We start from the raw sequence: 19,935 nt of genomic DNA on the forward strand, positions 1-19,935 counted from the left end.
ATTAATTGTACGGCGGGCGTCTTCGAAAGTTTCATGAATTGGTTTTATTTCTATCGATATATTTCCAAAGTGGGATTAGGAATTCATTTACACTTTCGGTAAAATTCGTGCCGTTGCTCGCTTCGCGGAATGAACGTCCAATTGCTTCCAAGAGGTATAGCCTCGGCTTTTCAGTCTGCAATTCCGATAGTAGGAAATCTGTGTATTCGAGACAGTTCTCATTCTGCGCCTCTTCCAGCTTTCTTTTCAGTGAAAGAAGGTCATCCAGAAGTTTTTCCTTCAGCTCCCCTGCCGGCATTTCCAAAGGCGAAATCATATAATTTTCTAGCAGCACGTCCTTCTGTTCAATCATATCGGACATCAGGGCATCCATTCTTCTGAATGTAAAATGGACAAGCTTTCCGGTGTCTGGGTCTTTGGATGAACCGGCTTTCCAGAAGTGGTTCAGTTGTTGAATCATCCCGAGTGTCATGACAGAGCAATCGAATGCATGAGGCTCGGCTTCTTCGCCATAGACGTCGACGAGGCGACGGGCAATCCATTTCAACTCGCTGATGTGGTACGCTTTCACGAAATTCCGGAGCTCTTCATCATTGGAATAAAAAACCGCCTCGTAAATCGGAAGCAGATTCAATTCCCGGTTTACTTGCATCCGGACGAGGATCTGTCCGGCTAATATGTCCTTATCTTTTTTATCCCTCCCAACGAGCAGTTCGCGCCTCCTGATGACCGACTCGTTATGCGCATCTTCCAAGATGGCCATGAGGCATTCGTTTTTAGAGGTGAAATAATTATAAAACGTCCCTTTGGAGATTTTTGCTTCCTCCAAAATGTCTTGAACGGAAGTGGCTGTGAACCCTTTCTCAATAAAGAGCTTTTTTGCGACCAACATGACTTGTCGTTTACGGTCGTTCATCTAAATCACCCTACATTTTTTAGTTTTAGACTCATAGTACAAAATTATTTTATCAGATAAAACATGATAATAACAGCGTTGAATGTTTTTTTATTTCGAGACGATTTTTTTACTTGCCCATTTTGGACTTAAGGTATAAACTATTTAATTGTGTATGGGAAACAAGAAATCGAATGGAGGAATTCTATTGGAAATGGATATAAAGAAGTTGCACGAAAAGCCTCCTTACGGAATGATAGCGATTTTATTCTTCGGGGCGTTCGTCGCGATCTTAAACAATACATTATTGAATATTGCTTTGCCTTCTATCATGAATGAGTTTGCGGTGAAACCGTCAGCGGTCCAATGGCTGACGACCGGTTATATGCTTGTGAACGGCATCATGATTCCGGCAAGTGCTTTCTTTGTCCAGAAGTTTACGAACCGTAGGCTATTTTTGACGGCAATGATATTATTTACGATTGGAACGGCTCTTGCCATCATTGCACCGACCTTTGGACTGCTTGTCGCGTCGCGTATGATCCAAGCATCGGGTTCTGCTTTGATGATGCCGCTTTTGATGAACGTTATGCTTGTCGCCTTCCCGATTGAGAAAAGGGGAGCGGCGATGGGGATGTTTGGGCTTGTCATGTTCACTGCGCCTGCAATCGGGCCGACATTGTCAGGCTGGATTGTCGAGCATTATTCATGGCGCACGCTTTTTGAAATCGTGTTGCCGTTTGCTATTTTGACGATTCTCTTTGCTATGTGGAAGCTGAAAAATATTACACCGAATACATCGGTGAAGTTGGATGTATTCTCCCTCGTTTTATCGAGCGTTGGTTTCGGCGGTCTATTATATGGATTCAGCTCGGCTGGAGATAAAGGATGGGGGGCCCCGATTGTTTATGGAACGATTGCAATCGGAGCAATTTCGCTCATCGTCTTCATCATTCGCCAATTGCGAATGGAAGAACCGATGCTAGACTTCAAAATATATAAATATCCGATGTTTGCATTGGCATCCATCATTTCAATCGTTTTGTCGGTGGCGATGTTTTCAGGGATGATCCTGACACCGCTTTACGTTCAAGAAGTACGCGGCATTTCGCCGTTCGAAGCAGGAATTCTAATGCTGCCGGGCGCAGTTCTCATGGGGATCATGTCGCCGATCACTGGACGGCTGTTCGATAAATACGGAGCGCGGATCCTTGCGATCATCGGTCTGTCAATCACAGTCGTTACGACGTATTATTTGAGTAAACTTGAATTGGATTCAGGGTATTACTACTTGATGGCACTATACACGATCCGGATGTTTGGAATGTCGATGGTCATGATGCCGATCATGACGAATGGATTGAATCAGCTTCCGATGAGATCCAACCCGCATGGCACGGCGATGAACAATACATTGCAGCAAGTATCTGGTGCAATCGGATCCGCGATTCTGCTTACAATCATGACTAAGCGGATGGAGAAATCGGGAGAATCCCTTTTCAACGATGCGGCGTCAAGTGGGAATATTCCGACGGATAAAGGTGAAATGGCGGCTATGGAGCATGCAATCGAATTGAAGGCGATGCTGGACGGCATCAATTATTCATTCTTGGTTGCGACGTTCATTGCCCTTGTCGCATTGATCTTAACGCTCTTCGTTAAAAGGGTACGTCCTCCGAAATATGAAGACATGAAATCGCCAGTTGCGGAAGGTTCAGGAGAAGCAAATCCGGTAAATGAATAAACTAGCGAACTAAGGTGTAGACAACTTGTCTGCACCTTTTTCTTTAATTGCCTTTCACTTTTTGCGAAGATTTCCAGATTTTATTTTAGTAGAAGAAGGAATTCGAGTGGATAATGTCGAAATAGATAGATTGTAAGCGGTTGCAAAAAGTACGTGTTGGAAAGGGGAAATGAAGGCATGCAATTGAACAACTTTATCGGAGGTTCCTGGCAGGATAGCGGGGGTGTGAAATATACGGCTGTCACGAATCCGGCGAATGGGGAAGAGCTGGCGCAAGTGCGTTTATCGACGAGTGAAGATGTGGACCTGGCTGTGAAGGCGGCAAAGGAGGCGCAGAAGAAATGGGCGCTCGTTCCTGCACCGAAGCGGGCGGATTATTTATATGCAATCGGCAATCTCATGAAGGAACGAAAAGAGCATTTGGCGCAAGTGTTGACTGGTGAAATGGGGAAAGTCATCGAAGAGGGCCGCGGCGAAGTGCAGGAAGGGATCGATATGGCATTCTACATGGCCGGCGAAGGGCGCAGACTGTTTGGGGAAACGGTTCCTTCCGAGCTGCAGGATAAATTCGCGATGAGCGTCCGCGCACCGATCGGGGTTGTAGGATTGATCACGCCGTGGAACTTTCCGGTGGCGATTGCGACGTGGAAATCATTCCCGGCAATCGTTGCGGGCAACACATTCGTTTGGAAGCCGGCAACGGAAACGCCGATGATGGCTTACGAAATGGCGAAGATATTCGAAGAGGTAGGTCTTCCTTCAGGTGTTGCCAATGTCGTATTCGGCTCTGGATCTGAAGTCGGGACAGCGATGATCGAGCATCCCGATATCCGGGTCATTTCATTCACGGGATCGACGGAAACAGGCCGGCATGTAGCGGAAACAGGCGGGCGCCATTTGAAGAAAGTATCGCTTGAAATGGGCGGGAAAAATGCTGTCATCGTCATGGATGATGCGGATATTGACCTAGCCGTGGAAGGAATCCTTTGGAGTGCATTCGGAACAGCTGGCCAACGATGTACCGCATGCAGCCGGGTCATAGTGCATAAAGATGTTAAGGAAGAGTTGGAAACGAAATTATTGGCTGCGATGAAGCATTTGACGATTGGAGACGGGTTGGACGAGTCCGTGAAAATCGGGCCGGTCATCAACGGCAAGGCATTGGAGAAAATCCAAAGCTATGTGGAAATCGGAAAAGGGGAAGGCGCGAAGCTATTGGCGGGAGGAAATGTACTGACGGACGGCGACTTGGCGAAAGGTCATTATTATGAACCGACGTTGTTCACGGACGTGAAATGGGATAGCCGACTTGCGCAGGAGGAAATCTTTGGTCCGGTTGTATCTCTGATTGAAGTCGGCAGCCTAGACGAAGCGATTGAAGTGAACAACAGCGTCCTGTACGGTTTGTCGAGTTCCATCTTCTCGCGGGATGTGAATAAAGTGTTCCGGGCTCAACGGGATCTTGATACGGGAATTGTCTATGTGAACGCTGGGACGACTGGGGCGGAAATCCACCTTCCGTTCGGGGGAACGAAGGGAACCGGCAATGGACACCGTGATTCAGGCGTGGCGGCGCTTGACGTGTTCACGGAATGGAAGAGCATTTATGTCGATTTCAGCGGAAAATTGCAACGGGCGCAAATCGACACGGAGTAAAGTGAAACTTCATTCAGCGGGGTGCTTTTCCCCGCTGAATGGCTGAACAAAGGCTAAGTTCGCAACGTCCTGTTGCGACGCCTTTGTGACCTGCATCCTGCAGGTCCGAACCAATCGGGCATTTAGTGGCTGTTGACCCCTCGCAGAGGATCTTACAGCCAGTTAATGCGGGGTAATCTTTGGGAAAAGGGGATGTTCACATGAAAGTGGTTGTACTAGGTGCTGGCTTAATGGGGAAAGAGGCAGTTCGGGATCTTGTAAAAAGCGATGATGTAACGAAAGTATATTTGGCGGATTTGAACTTGAAGCCGGCAGAAGATTTTGCAGAGCAGCTCATGTCTGACAAGTTGGATCTCTTGCAGCTTGACGCGACAAATGACCTTCAGCTGCAGGAAGTGATGGCGCTTGGAGATGTCGTCATCAATGCACTGTTCTACACATTCAATGAAAAGGTGGCGCGGACTGCAGTGGAAATCGGGGTCCATTCCATCGACCTTGGCGGACATATCGGCGGTGCGACCGATGCTGTATTGGCGCTGGCTGATAAGGCGGCTGCAAAGGGTGTTACAATCATTCCGGACCTCGGGGTGGCACCTGGCATGATTAACATATTGTCGGGGTACGGAGCGGGAAAGCTCGACAAGGTTGAAAGCATTAAGCTATATGTAGGCGGAATCCCAGTAAAGCCGGAGCCTCCGCTTAATTACAACGTCGTATTCTCATTGGAAGGGGTTTTCGATCATTACACGGATCCATCTCACGTCATTCGGAACGGACAGCTTCTTGAAGTCCCTTCGTTATCCGAAGTGGAAACGATCCATTTCGATGAATTCGGTGAACTGGAGGCGTTCCATACATCCGGCGGCACATCGACATTGACGAAGACATTCCCGAACGTGCAAACGTTGGAATATAAGACGATCCGGTATAAAGGGCATGCCGAGAAATTCCAATTGCTTGTCGATCTGGGGCTGTTATCGCGTGAAAATGAAGTGACGGTCGGCGATAAGCAAGTGAAAGTGCGGGATGTCATGCGGGAACAGCTTTCACCGCAATTGCGGCTTGGAGATAAATCGGATGCCGTCCTTCTTCGTGTCATTGTGAGCGGCGAAGCGCACGGGATGCCGGCAACATATGAATACAACCTAGTGACGAAAAAAGATCTGACGGTGAATGAAACAGCGATGGCCCGTGCGACAGCGAATACGATTTCGATTGTTGCGCAAATGATCGGAAACGGGACGATTACAAAACGTGGCGTCCATCCGCCGGAGAATATCGTTCCGGGTGCTGAATACATTGAAGAGATGAAAAAACGCGGTGTCGACATTGAGGAAACGGTAAGAACGCAAGAGGCGCATGTGTAATCGATAAGTGGGGAAGGGGTTGTGGGAATTGGATTTTGGATTTACAGAAGAACAGCAAATGCTTCGCAAAACAGCACGGCAGTTTGTTGATGAAGAAATCATGCCGCATATCCAGCGATGGGATGCGGAAGGCGGATTCGATCCGGCTATTTGGAAGAAACTTGCGGACTTAGGATTCATGGGTGTTTGCGTGCCTGAACAATATGGCGGCAGCGGGATGGACTATAACTCCCTCGCCATCCTCTGCGAAGAACTGGAGCGCGGGGATACGGCATTCCGGACAGCGGTTTCCGTCCATATCGGGTTGAATTCCATGACGCTCATGCAATGGGGAACGGAAGAGCAGAAGCAAAAATTCTTGGTACCGCAAGCGAAGGGTGAGAAAATTGGTGCGTTCGGACTGACTGAACCTGGTGCGGGCTCTGACGTCGCAGCGATGGCGACGACTGCAGTGCGAGACGGGGATGAATACGTCATCAATGGGCAAAAGACTTGGATTTCTCTTTGCGATGTGGCAGACCATATTCTTGTTTTCGCTTATACTGACAAATCGAAAAAGCACCATGGCATTAGTGCATTCATTGTCGAACGCACAACGCCGGGCTTTTCATCGAAGGCGATCAAAGGGAAGTATGGCATCCGGGCGGGCAATACCGGTGAACTATTTTTCGAAGATATGCGTATCCCGGCTGAAAACCTGTTAGGTCAGGAAGGTGAAGGATTCAAAATTGCCATGTCCGCACTCGATAACGGTCGTTTCACAGTGGCGGCAGGCGCGGTCGGCTTGATCATGGGTTGCATCGAGGAAAGCGTGAAATATTGCCATGAGCGTGAAACATTCGGCAAGCCGATCGGCAAGCACCAGCTCGTCCAGCAAATGATTGCCAATATGGAAGCGGGTTACCAAATGAGCCGCCTCCTCGTCTACCGTGCAGGTGAATTGAAAAATAAAGGATTGCGGAACACGCGCGAGACATCACTGGCTAAGTGGCAAGCATGCGATTTTGCCAATAAAGCCGCTGATGACGCATTCCAAATCCACGGCGCATACGGCTATTCGGACGAATACCCGGTCGCCAGATTCCTGCGCAACTCGAAAGCGCCGGTTATCTACGAAGGTACACGCGAAATCCATACGATCATGCAAGCGGAATATGTATTAGGCTACCGTGAGGATAAAAAGTTGAGTCATATGCTGCCGGAATGGCCGTTTGACTGAACGGAAAATGCCGAGTAACATAGCGTCGTATTGTATTTTAATTGGGATGATATGAGCATATATCTATTAAAAAACCGGCCAATACCCGAAAGGAAGGGGATGGCCGGTTCACTATTTTTACTGCTGTGATTTTGCTTCCAATGCTTGCGCGTGACTTACTTTAACTTCGCTTAAAAGTGCTGCGTCTGTCAGTAAGTCAAGCCCTGTTTTTGCAAGCGCTTCTGCGCCGATCAGGAGCGCTTCCATACCGCGATCAGATTTGGCTGCTTCGCGGAACGGAACGGTATGTCCGATCAAATCATCATCGCCAATTTTTATATATGGATGGGCAGTAGGCACTTCATAACTGATATTTCCCGCGTCTGTCGATCCAAGACCTTTTCTTTTTTCAGTATGGACGATTTCGCCTAGGGATTCGAGGTGGCGTTTCACTATATGATCAAGTGCGCCTGTAATCACGAAATCTTTTACTTCATTTTGAAAGCGTTCGATTTTGACAGTAGCGCCAGTGGAAAGTGCGGCACCTTCTGCGATTTTCCGTATTTTCGCGGCGATTTCTACTGTCCGTTTCCAAGTGGACGCGCGAATAAAAAACCTGGCTGAGGCATATTCGGGAATAATGTTCGGTGCCTCTCCGCCGTGTGTAATGATGCCGTGTACACGAACATCTTGTGGCAATTGTTGGCGCAGTGCATTAATGCCGTTGAATAGTAAAATGACTGCGTCAAGTGCGTTAATGCCATGCTCGGGTGCACCTGAAGCATGGGCTGGCTTGCCGTAAAAATGGAAATCCAATGGATCGACGGCTAGCGAGTTTGACGTTACACCTGTTTTTCCGGAAGGATGGGCCATCAATGCAACGTCTACATCTTTTAAATAGCCGTGGCGGACGAAACTTCCCTTTGCACTGCCGTTTGGACCACCTTCCTCGGCAGGTGTTCCTAAGACGACCACTTTTCCACCGGTAGAATCGATTTCTTTGGAAAGTGCGATCGCAGCCGCGACACTTGTCGTTCCGATAATATTATGGCCGCAAGCATGTCCGATTCCTGGAAGGGCATCGTATTCTGCCAAATAAGCGATTGTTGGACCCGGCTTCGAACTTGAGAACTGTGCGTAAAACGCAGTTTCGTGGCCGGCGACATTTGTTTCCACTTCGAACCCTTCACTGCGAAGCAATGTCGTTAATTGCTCGCAGGCAAAATATTCTTCGTTTCCGATTTCAGGTTTTGCATGGATCGATAGGCTCGTTTCAACAAAGCGTGCACGGTTTTCCGCTAAAAATGAGTGGATTTGATTGGTTGTTGTCGTCATATTACTCTTCCCCCTTCAATTGTTCGAATGTATCAAGTAGCTGATCTTGCGGTATGTTCAATAAAATTGAACCGCCTTTCGTTTCTTCATCAATTGCTTTCTTCACCTGTTCAGATTGGTAAAGCTCAATGATTTTTAAATACGTCTCGTTTTGTACATCCTCCGCACGTGCTGCAAAGACATTCACATAAGGCAAGGCGTTTTCACTGTCGCCATCTTCCAAAAAGATTGGATCCTCAATAGGGTTGAATCCGGCTTGTCCGGCAATCCCGTTGTTGATAAGAGATGCCGCGACATCTTGCAGTACTCGTGGCGTTTGCTGCGCAACCATAGGGATGATTTCCAAGTTTTTAGGGTTCTCTTCTATGGATGTCGTATCTCCGAATAGTCCAGTGCCTTCTTTTAATTTGATGAGGCCGGCAGTTTCCAATAATCGTAAAGCACGTCCCAAATTCGAAGGGTCATCGGGAACCGCGATTTTGTCGCCTTCTTTGATGTCAGAAATATCGTCAAGCTTATCGGAATAAATGCCAAGCGGAGCGATAACGGTTGAACCAATCGGTACGATGTCAACATTATTCTCTTTAGCAAATTGACTTAAAAATGCGATATGCTGAAATGAATTCAAATCGATGTCACCATTGGCAAGCGCATTGTTCGGTAACGTGTAGTCCGCAAATTCTTTCAGCTCGATTGTTATGCCTTCCTCTTTCGCCAATTTTTTCAGCACATTCCATTGCTCGCCATCCGATCCAGTAACACCAATTACTACAACATCATCGTTAGCGGATCCATTTTTTCCGCAAGCGGCAAGAATGGTTAGCAGTAAAATTACTCCAAGTGATTTAATAATTTTTTTCATTAGAAATCCTCCAATTAGATCCATATTTTTAATAAATGTTTGATTGTGAATAAAAAAGTTACCGTCGCATCACTTTCTTAGACAAGAAATTGCCGATCCATTGTGCCAATTGTACAAGTATGATTAGAATGACGACCGTAACGAACATGACGGAACTGTCAAATCGTTGGTAGCCATGCGTCATTGCGACGTGACCCAATCCGCCTCCGCCAACCGTCCCTGCAACAGCTGAAAAGTCGATTAAACCGACCGTGACGAACGTCAATCCAAGGATGAGTGGTCCAAGCGCTTCAGGGATCAATACGGTGAAAATGATTTGGCGCGGACTTGCTCCCATTGCTTCAGCAGCCTCGATAACACCCGGATCGATACTGATCAAGTTGTTTTCGACGACCCTTGCGACAACAAACGATGCGGCAATCGTCATTGGGAAAATGGCAGCTGCCGTCCCGATCGTCGTTCCAATCACTTCGCGTGTAACAGGTGAAAGCACGAAAAGTAGAATGATGAAAGGAATCGGACGAATAATATTAATAAAGAAATTTAGCAAAGCCGAAATGAACCGATTCTCAAGTATATTTCCTTCTCTTGTGGTAAACAGAAGGATGCCTAATGCCATCCCGATAATTGAACTAAAAACCAAAGTTCCTAAAACCATCGTAATCGTTTCACCGGTCGCCTCCACAATACGAATCCAAAACGTCTCCCAATTAACTTTCATTCGTATTCACCTCCTCAATGTCCACGATGCTTTTCAATTCATGGATGCAAGCCATCACCGCATCATTTTTCCCTTCGAATGAAACGACAAGATTGCCAAAAAACTGTTGCTGCAATTCCCGGATAGAACCGTAAATGATATTGAAATCTATCTGATGCTTTCGAGTAACTGTCGATAAGATCGGGTCACTTGCCCGCTCTCCTTTGAAAATGATGCGGTACAAATCGGTTCCGCCTTTTGCCCGCCATTCATCAAGTAGTTGAGGGGAGGGCAAGCTTTGATCGGTGGCGGAGATGAATTCTTTCGTAGTTGCGTGCTGAGGATTAGTGAACGTTTCGAACACTTCGCCTTGTTCAATAACTTCACCCGTCTCCATTACGGCGACACGGTTGCAAACAGATTGGATAACCTGCATTTCATGTGTAATCAGCAGGATTGTAATCCCTAATTCCCGATTCACTTTTTGCAATAAGTTCAAAATATCGCGCGTCGTGTTCGGGTCAAGTGCGGACGTCGCTTCATCGCATAGCAGAATTTCCGGGTCTGTCGCAAGTGCGCGGGCAATGCCGACACGCTGTTTTTGCCCTCCTGATAATTGCTCGGGATAACTTTTCGCTTTATCCGCAAGACCTACGAATTGAAGGAGTTGCTTCACTTTTGCGTTCCGTTCTGCTTTAGGCACCTTCGATAGTTTCAAAGGGTATTCAACATTTTGTTCGACAGTGCGGGAAGAAAAGAGATTGAAGTTTTGAAATACCATCCCGATCTTCCTGCGCACTTCCCGAAGCTGTTTAGGCTTCAGTTCATGCAAGGGAGTTTTTTTGATAAGAATTTTCCCTTCAGTCGGACGTTCAAGACCGTTGACAAGTCGGATCAATGTACTCTTTCCTGCGCCGCTGAATCCGATGATGCCGAAAATATCGCCTTCCTCAACGTCAAATGTCACCTTTTTTACTGCTTCGACTTGCTTGCTTCCAACAACAAATGTTTTCGATACATTTTCGAATGTGATCATAAAATCCCCCTCCAAAATAAAAACGCCTTCTTTTTCCATATCTATGAAGATATGAAAAAAGAAGGCGCTTCTACTGAATTTGTAGAATATGAAAAAAGCTTCTCTCTTCTTATCTTCCAAACAGGAAACTGTTTGCAGGAATTGGCACGTAGTTTTTTAAAAAACCGTTGCCGAGATGTCATTGGGCCTGTCCCTCGATCTCTCTTGATAAGAAATTTTGTATGAAATTTGAATTGCTTACAACTTTACCACGGTTGAAAATAAAGTCAACTACGTTTTTAAATTTTGATGAAGATTAAATATAAAGTTAAGTCTGATTACTTTGGATGGAAGAAGGACGTGGTTCCGTTCTTCATTGCACGATGGCGGTTCTATTTAGTTAATTTTGTTGCATGTAAAAATAAAAAGTACTTGTTGATTTTGAAGGTATACGTAAAATCTTTGTACGATCATGCAAGCGGATTAAGTGCCTGGTTAGTTGTAAAAGATTGTAGTTTATCTATAATTAGTATCAGGTGCTATATGTTGATGATAATAGGAGGGTATCATGTATAAATTCACAGCCACATTTGCGAAGTTCATTTTTTTCTTCATAGCCAAAATCGAATTGAAGAATACACACAAACTACCTGAGAATGGAGGGTATGTAATTACGTGTGCACACCGAGGATGGTTGGAAATTATTGCGCTCGGTATTTCATTGCCTCGTCCGATTCACTTCATGGCAAAGAAGGAGCTCTTTAGAAGAAAACTAGTTGCAGCTTTCTTAACGAGCATTAAAGCTTTTCCTATTGACCGTGAAAATCCATCACCTAGCAGTATTAAAACACCTGTAAAATTGCTGAAGTCCGGTGAGGTTGTTGGGATATTTCCAAGCGGAACAAGGAAAGCTGAGAGCGCTCCGGTAAAGCGTGGAGCTGTTACCATTGCAGGTCTGGCAAGAGTACCGATCGTTCCGGTTATATATGAAGGGCCCGCAAATCTGAATGACATTTGGAAATGCCGAAATGCAACGATTACAATTGGCGACCCTTTCATTATTGAAAAATCGGGTAAAGAAGAAATCAGTGCATATACGGAGAAATTAGAAAGGGAAATAAACTTAGTTTGAAAATACAGAAGTAGGCATGTTTCTTGTAACCTTTTCCATCTCGATGAAGTCTACGTTTACAAGGATGGTGATTCAATTGAAAAGTAAAATTACCGCTTCTCTTGTCGGAATGAGTCTTATGCTGTCTATGACTGGATGTGGAACAAGCACCGATCAAAACAGTCTTCAAATTTCTAAAGGAGTTGAATTCGGAGAAATGGATTATGAAACAATCGTTGAACCGAACAATGAATTGGGCTTCAACTTACTAAAAGAAATCGAAACGGATGATGACGGCAATCTGTTCATTTCCCCGACTAGTCTATTGATGGCACTCGCCATGGTTTATAACGGTGCGGACGGAGTGACGAAGGAAGAAATCGCGAAAGCCTTACAAATGGAAGGCATAAACCCAATGGTTCTGAATCAAGCGAATGCCTCCTTTATGACAATGCTGAATAAAGATAACGATGCCATTCAACTTCAAGTCGCCAACTCCATTTGGCTTAATGAAGAATATCATTTCCAAGAAGAGTTTTCTAAACGAATGAACGATTATTTCAACGCGAAAATCGAGGAAATCGATATAACGAGCAACGATACGCCGAAACGGATCAATGACTGTGTTGAAAAGGCGACAAATGGCAAAATCGACAAAATGGTCGATGCACCTTTGGACGACGATCTTGTAGCCATGCTGCTAAATGCTATTTACTTCAAAGGAGATTGGAAGTATCCTTTTGATGAAAAAGAGACGGAGGATAAAACCTTCTATCTCAATGACGGAAATGAAATCGATGTGCCCTTCATGAAGTTGCAGGAAGATTTATTGAACATGGCTAATAGTGAATACCAGGCCATTCAACTGCCGTATGGAGATGGTGAAATGAGCATGACAGTCATCTTGCCGAATGAAGGCGTTGGTCTAGAAGAATTTCAAAGCACTTTATCGAGTGGTAAATGGGAAGAAGTCCAATCCGGAATGAAAAGCATGAAAGGAACAATCCTCCTGCCGAAGTTCAAAATGTCATACGAAACGGAACTGAATGATGCACTGGAAGCCCTTGGCATGCCACGCGCCTTCACTGACAAAGCTGATTTCAGCAAAATGGTTGAAGGCGATGCCTCGCTTTTCATTAGCAAAGTAAAGCAAAAAACATACATCGATGTGAATGAAGAAGGAGCGGAAGCGGCTGCGGTGACAGGTGTACAAATGGATACCGCTTCTGCACCTCCAGACGACCCATTCGTCATGGATGTGAACCGACCTTTTTTCTTGGCGATTACGGATGGTGAAACAGGAGCTGTTTTGTTCCTGGGGGTTATCGCGAATCCTGAAATATAGAAAAACTTAATTGTGAAAATGAAACATTCATGCTACACTATTCTTACTATTAATCGGACGGAGGTGAGGAATGATGTTGGACACTGTGTATGCACATGAAAGTTTATTGGAATATTTAGCCACTTCATGTGCGATTACTCATGAAATTGCCGTCAACGGGATACGTATGCCCTTTTTTAGACAATTTCAGTAATCACACAGCTGTTTAGCACATCATTCCTTACATTATTTTTGGGGGAAGACTGCCTAGACGCAGTCTTTTTTTGAATTTCATATTTATGAATCAGAAGGATTGAAGCGAAAGGTGGCGACTCCGGCGGGAAAAGCGTGTCCAGGTGTGACCCCGCAGTCGCTTGCGACGAGGAGGCTCACGGACCGCCCGCGGAAAGCGTCCGCCTGTAGCGGAAATCCGGGTATCCCCTGTAATTTGTAATTGTTTGTGCGCTTCCAGCTGTGAAAACAGAGAGGAAGCGGATAATTATGATCTGTACAATACAACAAGTAAGCAAAATGTTAGGTGGCAACACCATATTTGAAAATCTTTCATTGGACATTAAGACAGGCGACAAACTGGGCGTCGTCGGACGGAATGGCAGTGGAAAAACGACGTTATTCAAGCTCATTGCGGATGTCGAACGACCGGACACTGGGCGCATTCATTTTAAGAAGGGCTCCAAAATCGGTTATTTATCGCAAATTCCTTCATTCGAACAGCCGGTGACCGGATATGATGTCCTTCAAAGCGCTTTTTCGGAATTAAGAACCATTCAACAGCAACTGTCCGAAATGGAAATGGAATTATCAAATCCGGATACAGCGGATATGGAGCGGCTGCTTCTTCGATATGGCCAACTGCAGGATGAGTTTGTCCGGCGTGACGGGTACGCGATGGATTCGGAAATCGAGAAGATCATCAACGGTCTTCAATTACGGACATTTGTGGAGCAGGAGTTCAGCCAGATGAGCGGCGGGGAACAGACGAAAATCATGTTAGGGAAGCTGCTGCTTACGAAACCAGACTTGCTTCTTTTGGATGAACCGACAAATCACTTGGATTTATTCGCGGTCGAATGGCTGGAAGCGTATTTGACGGAATATGCGGGAACGGTCGTCATCATTTCACATGACCGCTATTTTCTCGATAACGTCGTGACAAAGATTGCGGATCTGGAAGATGGGGAGCTGCATTTGTATTACGGTAATTACAGTTCATTCACCCAAGAAAAAGAAGAGCGTCTTCTGCGCGAATTCCAGGACTATGAAGAGCAGCAGAAGAAGATCAAGAAAATGAAAGAAGCGATCAAGCGGCTTCGCATATGGGCGAATGAAGCGAATCCGCCGAATGCGGGATTGCATCGGCAAGCGAGAAATATGGAGCGTGCGCTGGAACGGATGGAGAAGGTCCGAAAGCCGTTGATCGACCCTCGAAAAATGGCATTATCATTTGAAGCCGCGCCGAGAAGCGGCAAGGAAGTCGTCATCATGCAAGAAGCCGTAAAGTCATTCGGTACTAATGAATTATTGCTCGGCGCCAATCTGCAAGTCCTGTGGAAGGACCGGGCGGCAATCGTCGGACGGAATGGGAGTGGAAAATCGACAATCCTGAAAATGCTCCTAGGCGAGCTCGCTCCTGATAAAGGTATGTGCAAATTGGGGAGCAATGTGAAAGTGGGCTTCCTGTCGCAGCATTTCGCTATCGGGGATCCGAAAGCCCGCCTGCTTGATGTCTTCCGTAAAGATGTTGGCGTCGAGGAAGGCGAAGCACGGCACATACTGGCGAAGTTCATGTTTTACGGACCGGATGTGTTCAAGCGGATCGGTGATTTGAGCGGAGGCGAACGTACGAGATTGCGGCTTGCCCAGCTGATGCATCAAGACGTGAATTTCCTCGTATTGGACGAACCGACGAATCATTTGGACATCGAATCACGGGAAGTGCTCGAAGATGCGTTGGAGGATTTTCCGGGAACGCTCCTCGCTGTTTCGCATGACCGGTATTTCTTGAATAAATTATTTTCCCGCACGGCGTGGCTCGAAGACGGAATGATGACGATGTTTGAAGGTCCTTTCGACTGGGCGAGGCAGAAATGGCATGAACTGCAACAGACCGAAGTCGCCGAACCTCCAAAGAAAATAAATGGTGACCGAAAGCCGAAGAAGGAAGCTAGCGCGGAGGAAGAAATCGCTGCACTGGAACGCCAAATAGAGCGTTTGAAAAAGAGCGTAACTAATGAAACGGATTGGAGTGAGTATGAAACAAAGACGGGGAAAATCAATTCATTGCAGGAAAAACTGAATGGGTATTATGAGCGGTGGTTGATTGAAAATGAATAACTAAACGATGTGGGGCAGGTGAAGGGATTTCTTCGCCTGCTTTTTTATGTAGGAATTAAAAATGATTAAGATATTAAAGGTGTTAATTAACATTATTAATGACTAAGTTAAAATAATTAACATTACGCTTGCTATTTTAAAATGATTGGTATATGATGAATTCAAATGAAAGGGGAGTTCACATAATTATGGCATATCCCGTTATTAGCCACTGCCCCGTCTGCGACGAAACGTTGAAAGTCACCAAGCTGCATTGCAATCGATGCCATACATCCATCGAGAATGAATTTGAACTTTCCAAATTAGCCTCGCTATCAGGAGAGCAACTCCATTTCGTTGAAGTGTTTTTAGCGTGCAGGGGCAACATCAAAGAAGTTGAAAAGGAACTTGGCATATCGTATCCGACAGTTCGGGGCAAGCTGAATGAAGTCGTCAGCTCACTCGGCTATGAGATAAAAAAGAAAAACGAAGTGGATGAAAAGAAAGTCGTCGCCATGCTGGAAAGCGGAGAAATCACTCCGGAAGAAGCAATCAAACTGTTAAAAGATGAATAGGGGGAATTCGTGATGAAAACAGAAATTGAAAAAGTATTGACGATGGTGCAAGAGGGGAAAGTGGACGCAGAGAAAGCATCGGAGCTTATCGAAGTGTTGAACAATAGGGATTCCCGGAGCGGACCTGTTTCGAAGTCGACTTCATATGCAGATAAGACATTGAAAATCCGGGTCGTATCAGCGGATAACGACAATGTTTCTGTCAATTTGCCAATCAAGCTCATTAAAGTTCTATTGAAAGCGGGCCATAACATCGCAGGGAATATTCCCCAATCGGAGAAGTACGTGAAAGACATTGATATTGATGTGCTTATCGAGGCGATTGAAAATGAATTGGACGGACAAATCGTTGACGTCAAGTCGGCAGACGGCGATACGGTTTCCGTGTATATCGAATAAATGATGCGCGTCAAAGTTAAGGCAGATAAGGTGCGCTTATTCATCCCGGTACCATATGTATTTCTGACGATTGCCATCATGATCCTATCTTCCGAACGGCTTCAACAGCTCATTAATAAATGGATTGTGGAGCAGTCCGAAGACAAGGAAAAAGTGTTTACAATTCCACCGATAGATAAAAAAGAACTAAGAGGCATTGTATCAGAGTTGAAAAACCATAGGGGGCTTGGGCTAGTAAACGTTAAGGCGAAGGACGGAACAGAAGTTATCGTGAAACTATGATAGCTTCTTTTTTTTTTTTTTGTTGCATTCTGCCGTCCATGGGAGTATTATAATGACTAGATGACCAAAATTGTTTTTCGGTCAATAAAGCGAGGTGTAGAAATGGATCGCAGGCAAGAGATTTTAGAGGCTGCTGCCAAATCGTTTTCGCTGTTCGGTTATAAAGCGACAACGATGGACCAAGTCGCCAAAATAGCGAATGTCGGTAAAGGAACGATCTATACGTTTTTCGCAAACAAAGAAGAGCTGTTTAACGCAATCGTCCTGCAAATGGTCGAGGAGATGCGGGCGGCATCAGATGCAGCAACAGTCGAAGGTGCTTCCTTTGAACAGAATGCCCATGCCCGGCTCATGCAAATGCTGAAATTCCGGGAGACACATCAATTGTACGCCAAATTGATCGACGAAGGAAAAGAACTGCGCACACCGGCAGTCATTGAAGTGCTCGCCGAAATTGAAGATGAAATCGTCTCGTATATTAAAACGAAAATTGAGCGGGCGATCGATAAAGGCGAACTGAAGCCGTGCGACAGTGAGCTTGTTGCATTCCTTCTGTTTAAATCGTATATGGCGCTTGTCGTCGATTGGGGGAAAACCCATCAGGACGAAGAGCTGTCAGAAGAGCGGATTGCAGGATTATTACGCAGCACCATTTTTACAAGTCTCTTAGCTTGAGACTCTTTTTTTATTCACGATTGACCAAATGAGATTTTGGGTCAGTTAGTACAAACGGAGGAATGACGAATGAAAAAATCAATGATAATGGCGGAATGGAAACAGCTTCTCCGTACAAGGAAAATGCTTGTGCCGATGATTGCAATCCTATTCATTCCGGTGTTATATGCCGGCATGTTTTTATGGGCGTTTTGGGATCCATATGCCAATATGAACGCATTGCCTGTAGCGATCGTTAACTTGGATGAGGGCGCCGAGTTGGATGGGAAACAGCTTGCGCTAGGCGATGAATTGGTCGACAAGCTGATGGAAGGGAATAACTTCAATATCCAAGAGGTGTCCAAGATGGACGCGGAGAAAGGCTTGAAAAATCAGGATTACTATATCGCGATTGAAATACCGGAGAACTTTTCGCAGCATGCTACGACTTTGCTGGATGAAAATCCTGAAAAGTTGACGATCGTGTATAAGCCGAACGAGGGATTCAACTTCCTGTCTGCCCAAATCGGGGAGACGGCAATGGAACGGATCCGTGCGGAAGTGAATGACAAAGTTGCGTCGACGTATGCGGAGCAGTTGTTTGACTCCATCAATGAGATGGGAAATGGTTTTGGCGAAGCCGCTGACGGTGCGGGCGAATTACATGACGGTGCAAGCGAGCTTGCGAAAGGCGCGGATGATCTGAAGGGGTATTTGGAAACGTTGGCGTCCAGCACCATTACGTTGAAGGATGGATCCGACAAGTTAGCGAAGGGAACAACGGAAGCCGCTAAAGGTGCTGCGGATTTGAATAAAGGAATCGGCGCGCTTTCTACTGGTGTCGCAGATCTTCGCACGGGTGCAAGTAAAGCGAGTACGGGCGCATCCGATTTACAGTCGGGAATCACTGATTATACGGCTGGCGTAGAGAAATTGAGAGCTAGCTATGCGCAAATTGCGGAAAAAGAAGCCGAGTTTGGAAAAGCGGTTGGAACAATCAAAGAAAAAACAGCTGCGTTAAATGGATCTGCGCAACGGCTCGCTGATGCCTCGAAAAGTGTGAACGCAGGCATCGATGATCTGTCCGAAAAATTGGCGCCTGTATTGGCTTCATTGCCGGAGGATCAGCAGGAGGGCTTGAAAGCGGCATTAACCCAATTACAACAAGGAAGTGCTGAACTATCGGCCGGTATGAGTGAGCTTACCTCTGGAACTGCCGCACTTAGCGATGGAACTTCCCAGTTGAACAGCTCGGCTGGGCAATTGCGCGACGGTCACGCGCAAGCACTTGCAGGTCTTGATGAATTGAATGGCTCTTCCGCTAAGTTGACAGAGGGGGCTTCTTCTCTTGCGCAAGGGAACGGTGCATTGGCATCTGGTCTTGAACAGCTTTCAGAAGGTGTTGCGAAAGCGCAAAAAGGTTCATCTGATTTGGCGTCAGGCTTGAATGAGCTGAATGCGGGTACGGGTACACTACAAGAAGGTACTGGCACGCTCGCTTCGAAATCGAAGGAGCTTGCAGACGGTTCGGCGAAGTTGACGGACGGCATGAACGAGTTGAATGAAGGAACGCATACATTGCAGGAAAAACTTGCGGAAGCGAATGCGACGGCAAGTGAAGTGAATCCGAATGAGAAGACGTATGAAATGGCGGCATCTCCTGTCGATGTTGAAAAAGAGGGCATCAATGAGGTGCCGAACTACGGTACAGGATTTGCACCGTACTTCCTCTCCCTCGGCTTGTTTGTCGGAGCTTTGTTAGTGTCAATCGTCTTCCCGCTCGTCGAACCGGCGATCAAACCGACAGGTGCATTCGGCTGGATGGCGAGCAAAGTTTCCGTCTTGGCGATTGTAGGTCTAGTACAAGCATTGGTCGCGGTCGGCATCATAAAAGGCGCACTTGGAATGGAAACGGTCAATTTGCCGTTGTTCGTTTTGACGGCTATCATTACAAGCTATACTTATATCGCGATCGTCCAGATGTTGGTGTCATTGCTCGGCGACCCGGGCCGCTTCATTGCGATCCTTGTATTGATTTTGCAATTGACGACGAGTGCAGGGACATTCCCGTTGGAATTAATTCCTGCGCCACTCCAAGTGTTCAATACGCTGTTGCCGATGACGTATTCTGTTCAAGCTTTCAAGGCGGCGATCTCCACTGGCGACCTTGGTCATCTTTGGGCAAGCAACGGCGTGCTGATCGGCTTCATGGTCGCATGCTTGGCGATTACGTTCGGTTATTTTGCATTGGTGTTCAAAAAACGGTATTCAAGAGATACTGTAGAAGCATAAGAAAAAGCGATTTGCAGAAGATAATCTGCAAATCGCTTTTTTAGTATGGTGCGCCCAAAGTGAAGGTGCCTGCGTCCAAATCGAGCAGTTGCACGTCCAAAGTGAAGGTGCCCGCGTCCAAATCGAGCAGTTGCGCGTCCGAAGTGAAGGTGCCCGCGTCCAAATCGAGCAGTTGCGCGCCCAAAGCGAAGG

General features: G+C 46.2%; 18 protein-coding genes and 1 riboswitch. Of the genes, 13 read left to right on the forward strand and 5 right to left on the reverse strand.

Annotation, left to right across the window (positions count from 1 at the left end; genetic code table 11):
• Nucleotides 1–31 precede the first annotated feature (31 nt).
• On the reverse strand, nt 32–916 hold the full coding sequence (locus AWV70_RS17330; protein ID WP_060209746.1) for a TetR/AcrR family transcriptional regulator: 885 nt from the start codon (nt 914–916) through the stop codon (nt 32–34).
• Between the two features lie 193 nt (nt 917–1,109).
• Here AWV70_RS17330 and AWV70_RS17335 point away from each other — a divergent pair, with 193 nt between their 5' ends.
• The 4 genes from AWV70_RS17335 (at nt 1,110) to AWV70_RS17350 (ending at nt 6,881) form a co-directional block, all read left to right on the forward strand.
• On the forward strand, nt 1,110–2,639 hold the full coding sequence (locus AWV70_RS17335; protein ID WP_060209834.1) for a DHA2 family efflux MFS transporter permease subunit: 1,530 nt from the start codon (nt 1,110–1,112) through the stop codon (nt 2,637–2,639).
• Between the two features lie 177 nt (nt 2,640–2,816).
• Nucleotides 2,817–4,295, forward strand: coding sequence for an aldehyde dehydrogenase family protein (locus tag AWV70_RS17340; protein ID WP_060209748.1), 1,479 nt, complete (start codon nt 2,817–2,819; stop codon nt 4,293–4,295).
• A 200-nt stretch (nt 4,296–4,495) separates the two neighbouring features.
• A complete protein-coding gene (locus tag AWV70_RS17345; protein ID WP_060209750.1) occupies nt 4,496–5,662 on the forward strand; it encodes a saccharopine dehydrogenase family protein in 1,167 nt (388 codons plus the stop codon).
• Nucleotides 5,663–5,690: 28 nt separating this feature from the next.
• On the forward strand, nt 5,691–6,881 hold the full coding sequence (locus AWV70_RS17350) for an acyl-CoA dehydrogenase family protein (protein ID WP_060209752.1): 1,191 nt from the start codon (nt 5,691–5,693) through the stop codon (nt 6,879–6,881).
• A 117-nt stretch (nt 6,882–6,998) separates the two neighbouring features.
• On the opposite strand, the gene AWV70_RS17355 is transcribed toward AWV70_RS17350, so the two are convergent.
• The 4 genes from AWV70_RS17355 to AWV70_RS17370 are packed head-to-tail and all read right to left on the reverse strand — an operon-like array spanning nt 6,999 to nt 10,793.
• The gene (locus AWV70_RS17355; protein WP_060209754.1) at nt 6,999–8,195 is read right to left on the reverse strand and encodes a M20 family metallopeptidase; all 1,197 of its coding nucleotides are present in this window, start codon (nt 8,193–8,195) and stop codon (nt 6,999–7,001) included.
• Between the two features lies 1 nt (nt 8,196).
• Complete coding sequence (locus tag AWV70_RS17360; RefSeq protein ID WP_060209756.1) at nt 8,197–9,057, reverse strand: MetQ/NlpA family ABC transporter substrate-binding protein; 861 nt, start codon at nt 9,055–9,057, stop codon at nt 8,197–8,199.
• A gap of 58 nt (nt 9,058–9,115) precedes the next feature.
• A complete protein-coding gene (locus AWV70_RS17365; RefSeq protein ID WP_060209758.1) occupies nt 9,116–9,778 on the reverse strand; it encodes a methionine ABC transporter permease in 663 nt (220 codons plus the stop codon).
• Complete coding sequence (locus AWV70_RS17370) at nt 9,768–10,793, reverse strand: methionine ABC transporter ATP-binding protein (protein WP_060209835.1); 1,026 nt, start codon at nt 10,791–10,793, stop codon at nt 9,768–9,770. The genes AWV70_RS17365 and AWV70_RS17370 overlap by 11 nt, the downstream gene beginning before the upstream one ends.
• A 106-nt stretch (nt 10,794–10,899) precedes the next feature.
• Nucleotides 10,900–11,007: riboswitch (SAM riboswitch) on the reverse strand.
• Nucleotides 11,008–11,340: 333 nt separating this feature from the next.
• Here AWV70_RS17370 and AWV70_RS17375 point away from each other — a divergent pair.
• The 9 genes from AWV70_RS17375 to AWV70_RS17410 all read left to right on the forward strand — a co-directional run bounded on the left by AWV70_RS17375 (nt 11,341) and on the right by AWV70_RS17410 (nt 19,743).
• Nucleotides 11,341–11,904, forward strand: a complete 564-nt coding sequence (locus AWV70_RS17375; protein ID WP_060209761.1) for a lysophospholipid acyltransferase family protein — start codon at nt 11,341–11,343, stop codon at nt 11,902–11,904.
• Between the two features lie 76 nt (nt 11,905–11,980).
• The gene (locus AWV70_RS17380) at nt 11,981–13,228 is read left to right on the forward strand and encodes a serpin family protein (RefSeq protein WP_060209763.1); all 1,248 of its coding nucleotides are present in this window, start codon (nt 11,981–11,983) and stop codon (nt 13,226–13,228) included.
• 73 nt (nt 13,229–13,301) lie between these two features.
• Nucleotides 13,302–13,421: an RAxF-45 family protein gene (locus tag AWV70_RS25245; RefSeq protein WP_306464403.1), complete on the forward strand. Its 120-nt coding sequence runs from the start codon at nt 13,302–13,304 to the stop codon at nt 13,419–13,421.
• A 287-nt stretch (nt 13,422–13,708) separates the two neighbouring features.
• Nucleotides 13,709–15,562, forward strand: coding sequence for a ribosomal protection-like ABC-F family protein (gene abc-f, locus AWV70_RS17385; protein WP_082713683.1), 1,854 nt, complete (start codon nt 13,709–13,711; stop codon nt 15,560–15,562).
• Between the two features lie 188 nt (nt 15,563–15,750).
• A complete protein-coding gene (locus AWV70_RS17390; protein ID WP_060209765.1) occupies nt 15,751–16,116 on the forward strand; it encodes a DUF2089 domain-containing protein in 366 nt (121 codons plus the stop codon).
• A 12-nt stretch (nt 16,117–16,128) separates the two neighbouring features.
• On the forward strand, nt 16,129–16,515 hold the full coding sequence (locus AWV70_RS17395) for an SHOCT-like domain-containing protein (RefSeq protein ID WP_060209767.1): 387 nt from the start codon (nt 16,129–16,131) through the stop codon (nt 16,513–16,515).
• The gene (locus tag AWV70_RS17400; RefSeq protein WP_060209769.1) at nt 16,516–16,797 is read left to right on the forward strand and encodes a hypothetical protein; all 282 of its coding nucleotides are present in this window, start codon (nt 16,516–16,518) and stop codon (nt 16,795–16,797) included.
• A 102-nt stretch (nt 16,798–16,899) separates the two neighbouring features.
• A complete protein-coding gene (locus AWV70_RS17405; RefSeq protein WP_060209771.1) occupies nt 16,900–17,472 on the forward strand; it encodes a TetR/AcrR family transcriptional regulator in 573 nt (190 codons plus the stop codon).
• A 69-nt stretch (nt 17,473–17,541) separates the two neighbouring features.
• Complete coding sequence (locus tag AWV70_RS17410) at nt 17,542–19,743, forward strand: YhgE/Pip domain-containing protein (RefSeq protein WP_235588732.1); 2,202 nt, start codon at nt 17,542–17,544, stop codon at nt 19,741–19,743.
• The last annotated feature ends 192 nt before the right edge of the window (nt 19,744–19,935 follow it).

Origin of the sequence: Sporosarcina koreensis, assembly GCF_001531445.1 — a bacterium.
Taxonomy (GTDB): Bacteria; Bacillota; Bacilli; order Bacillales_A; family Planococcaceae; genus Sporosarcina; species Sporosarcina koreensis_C.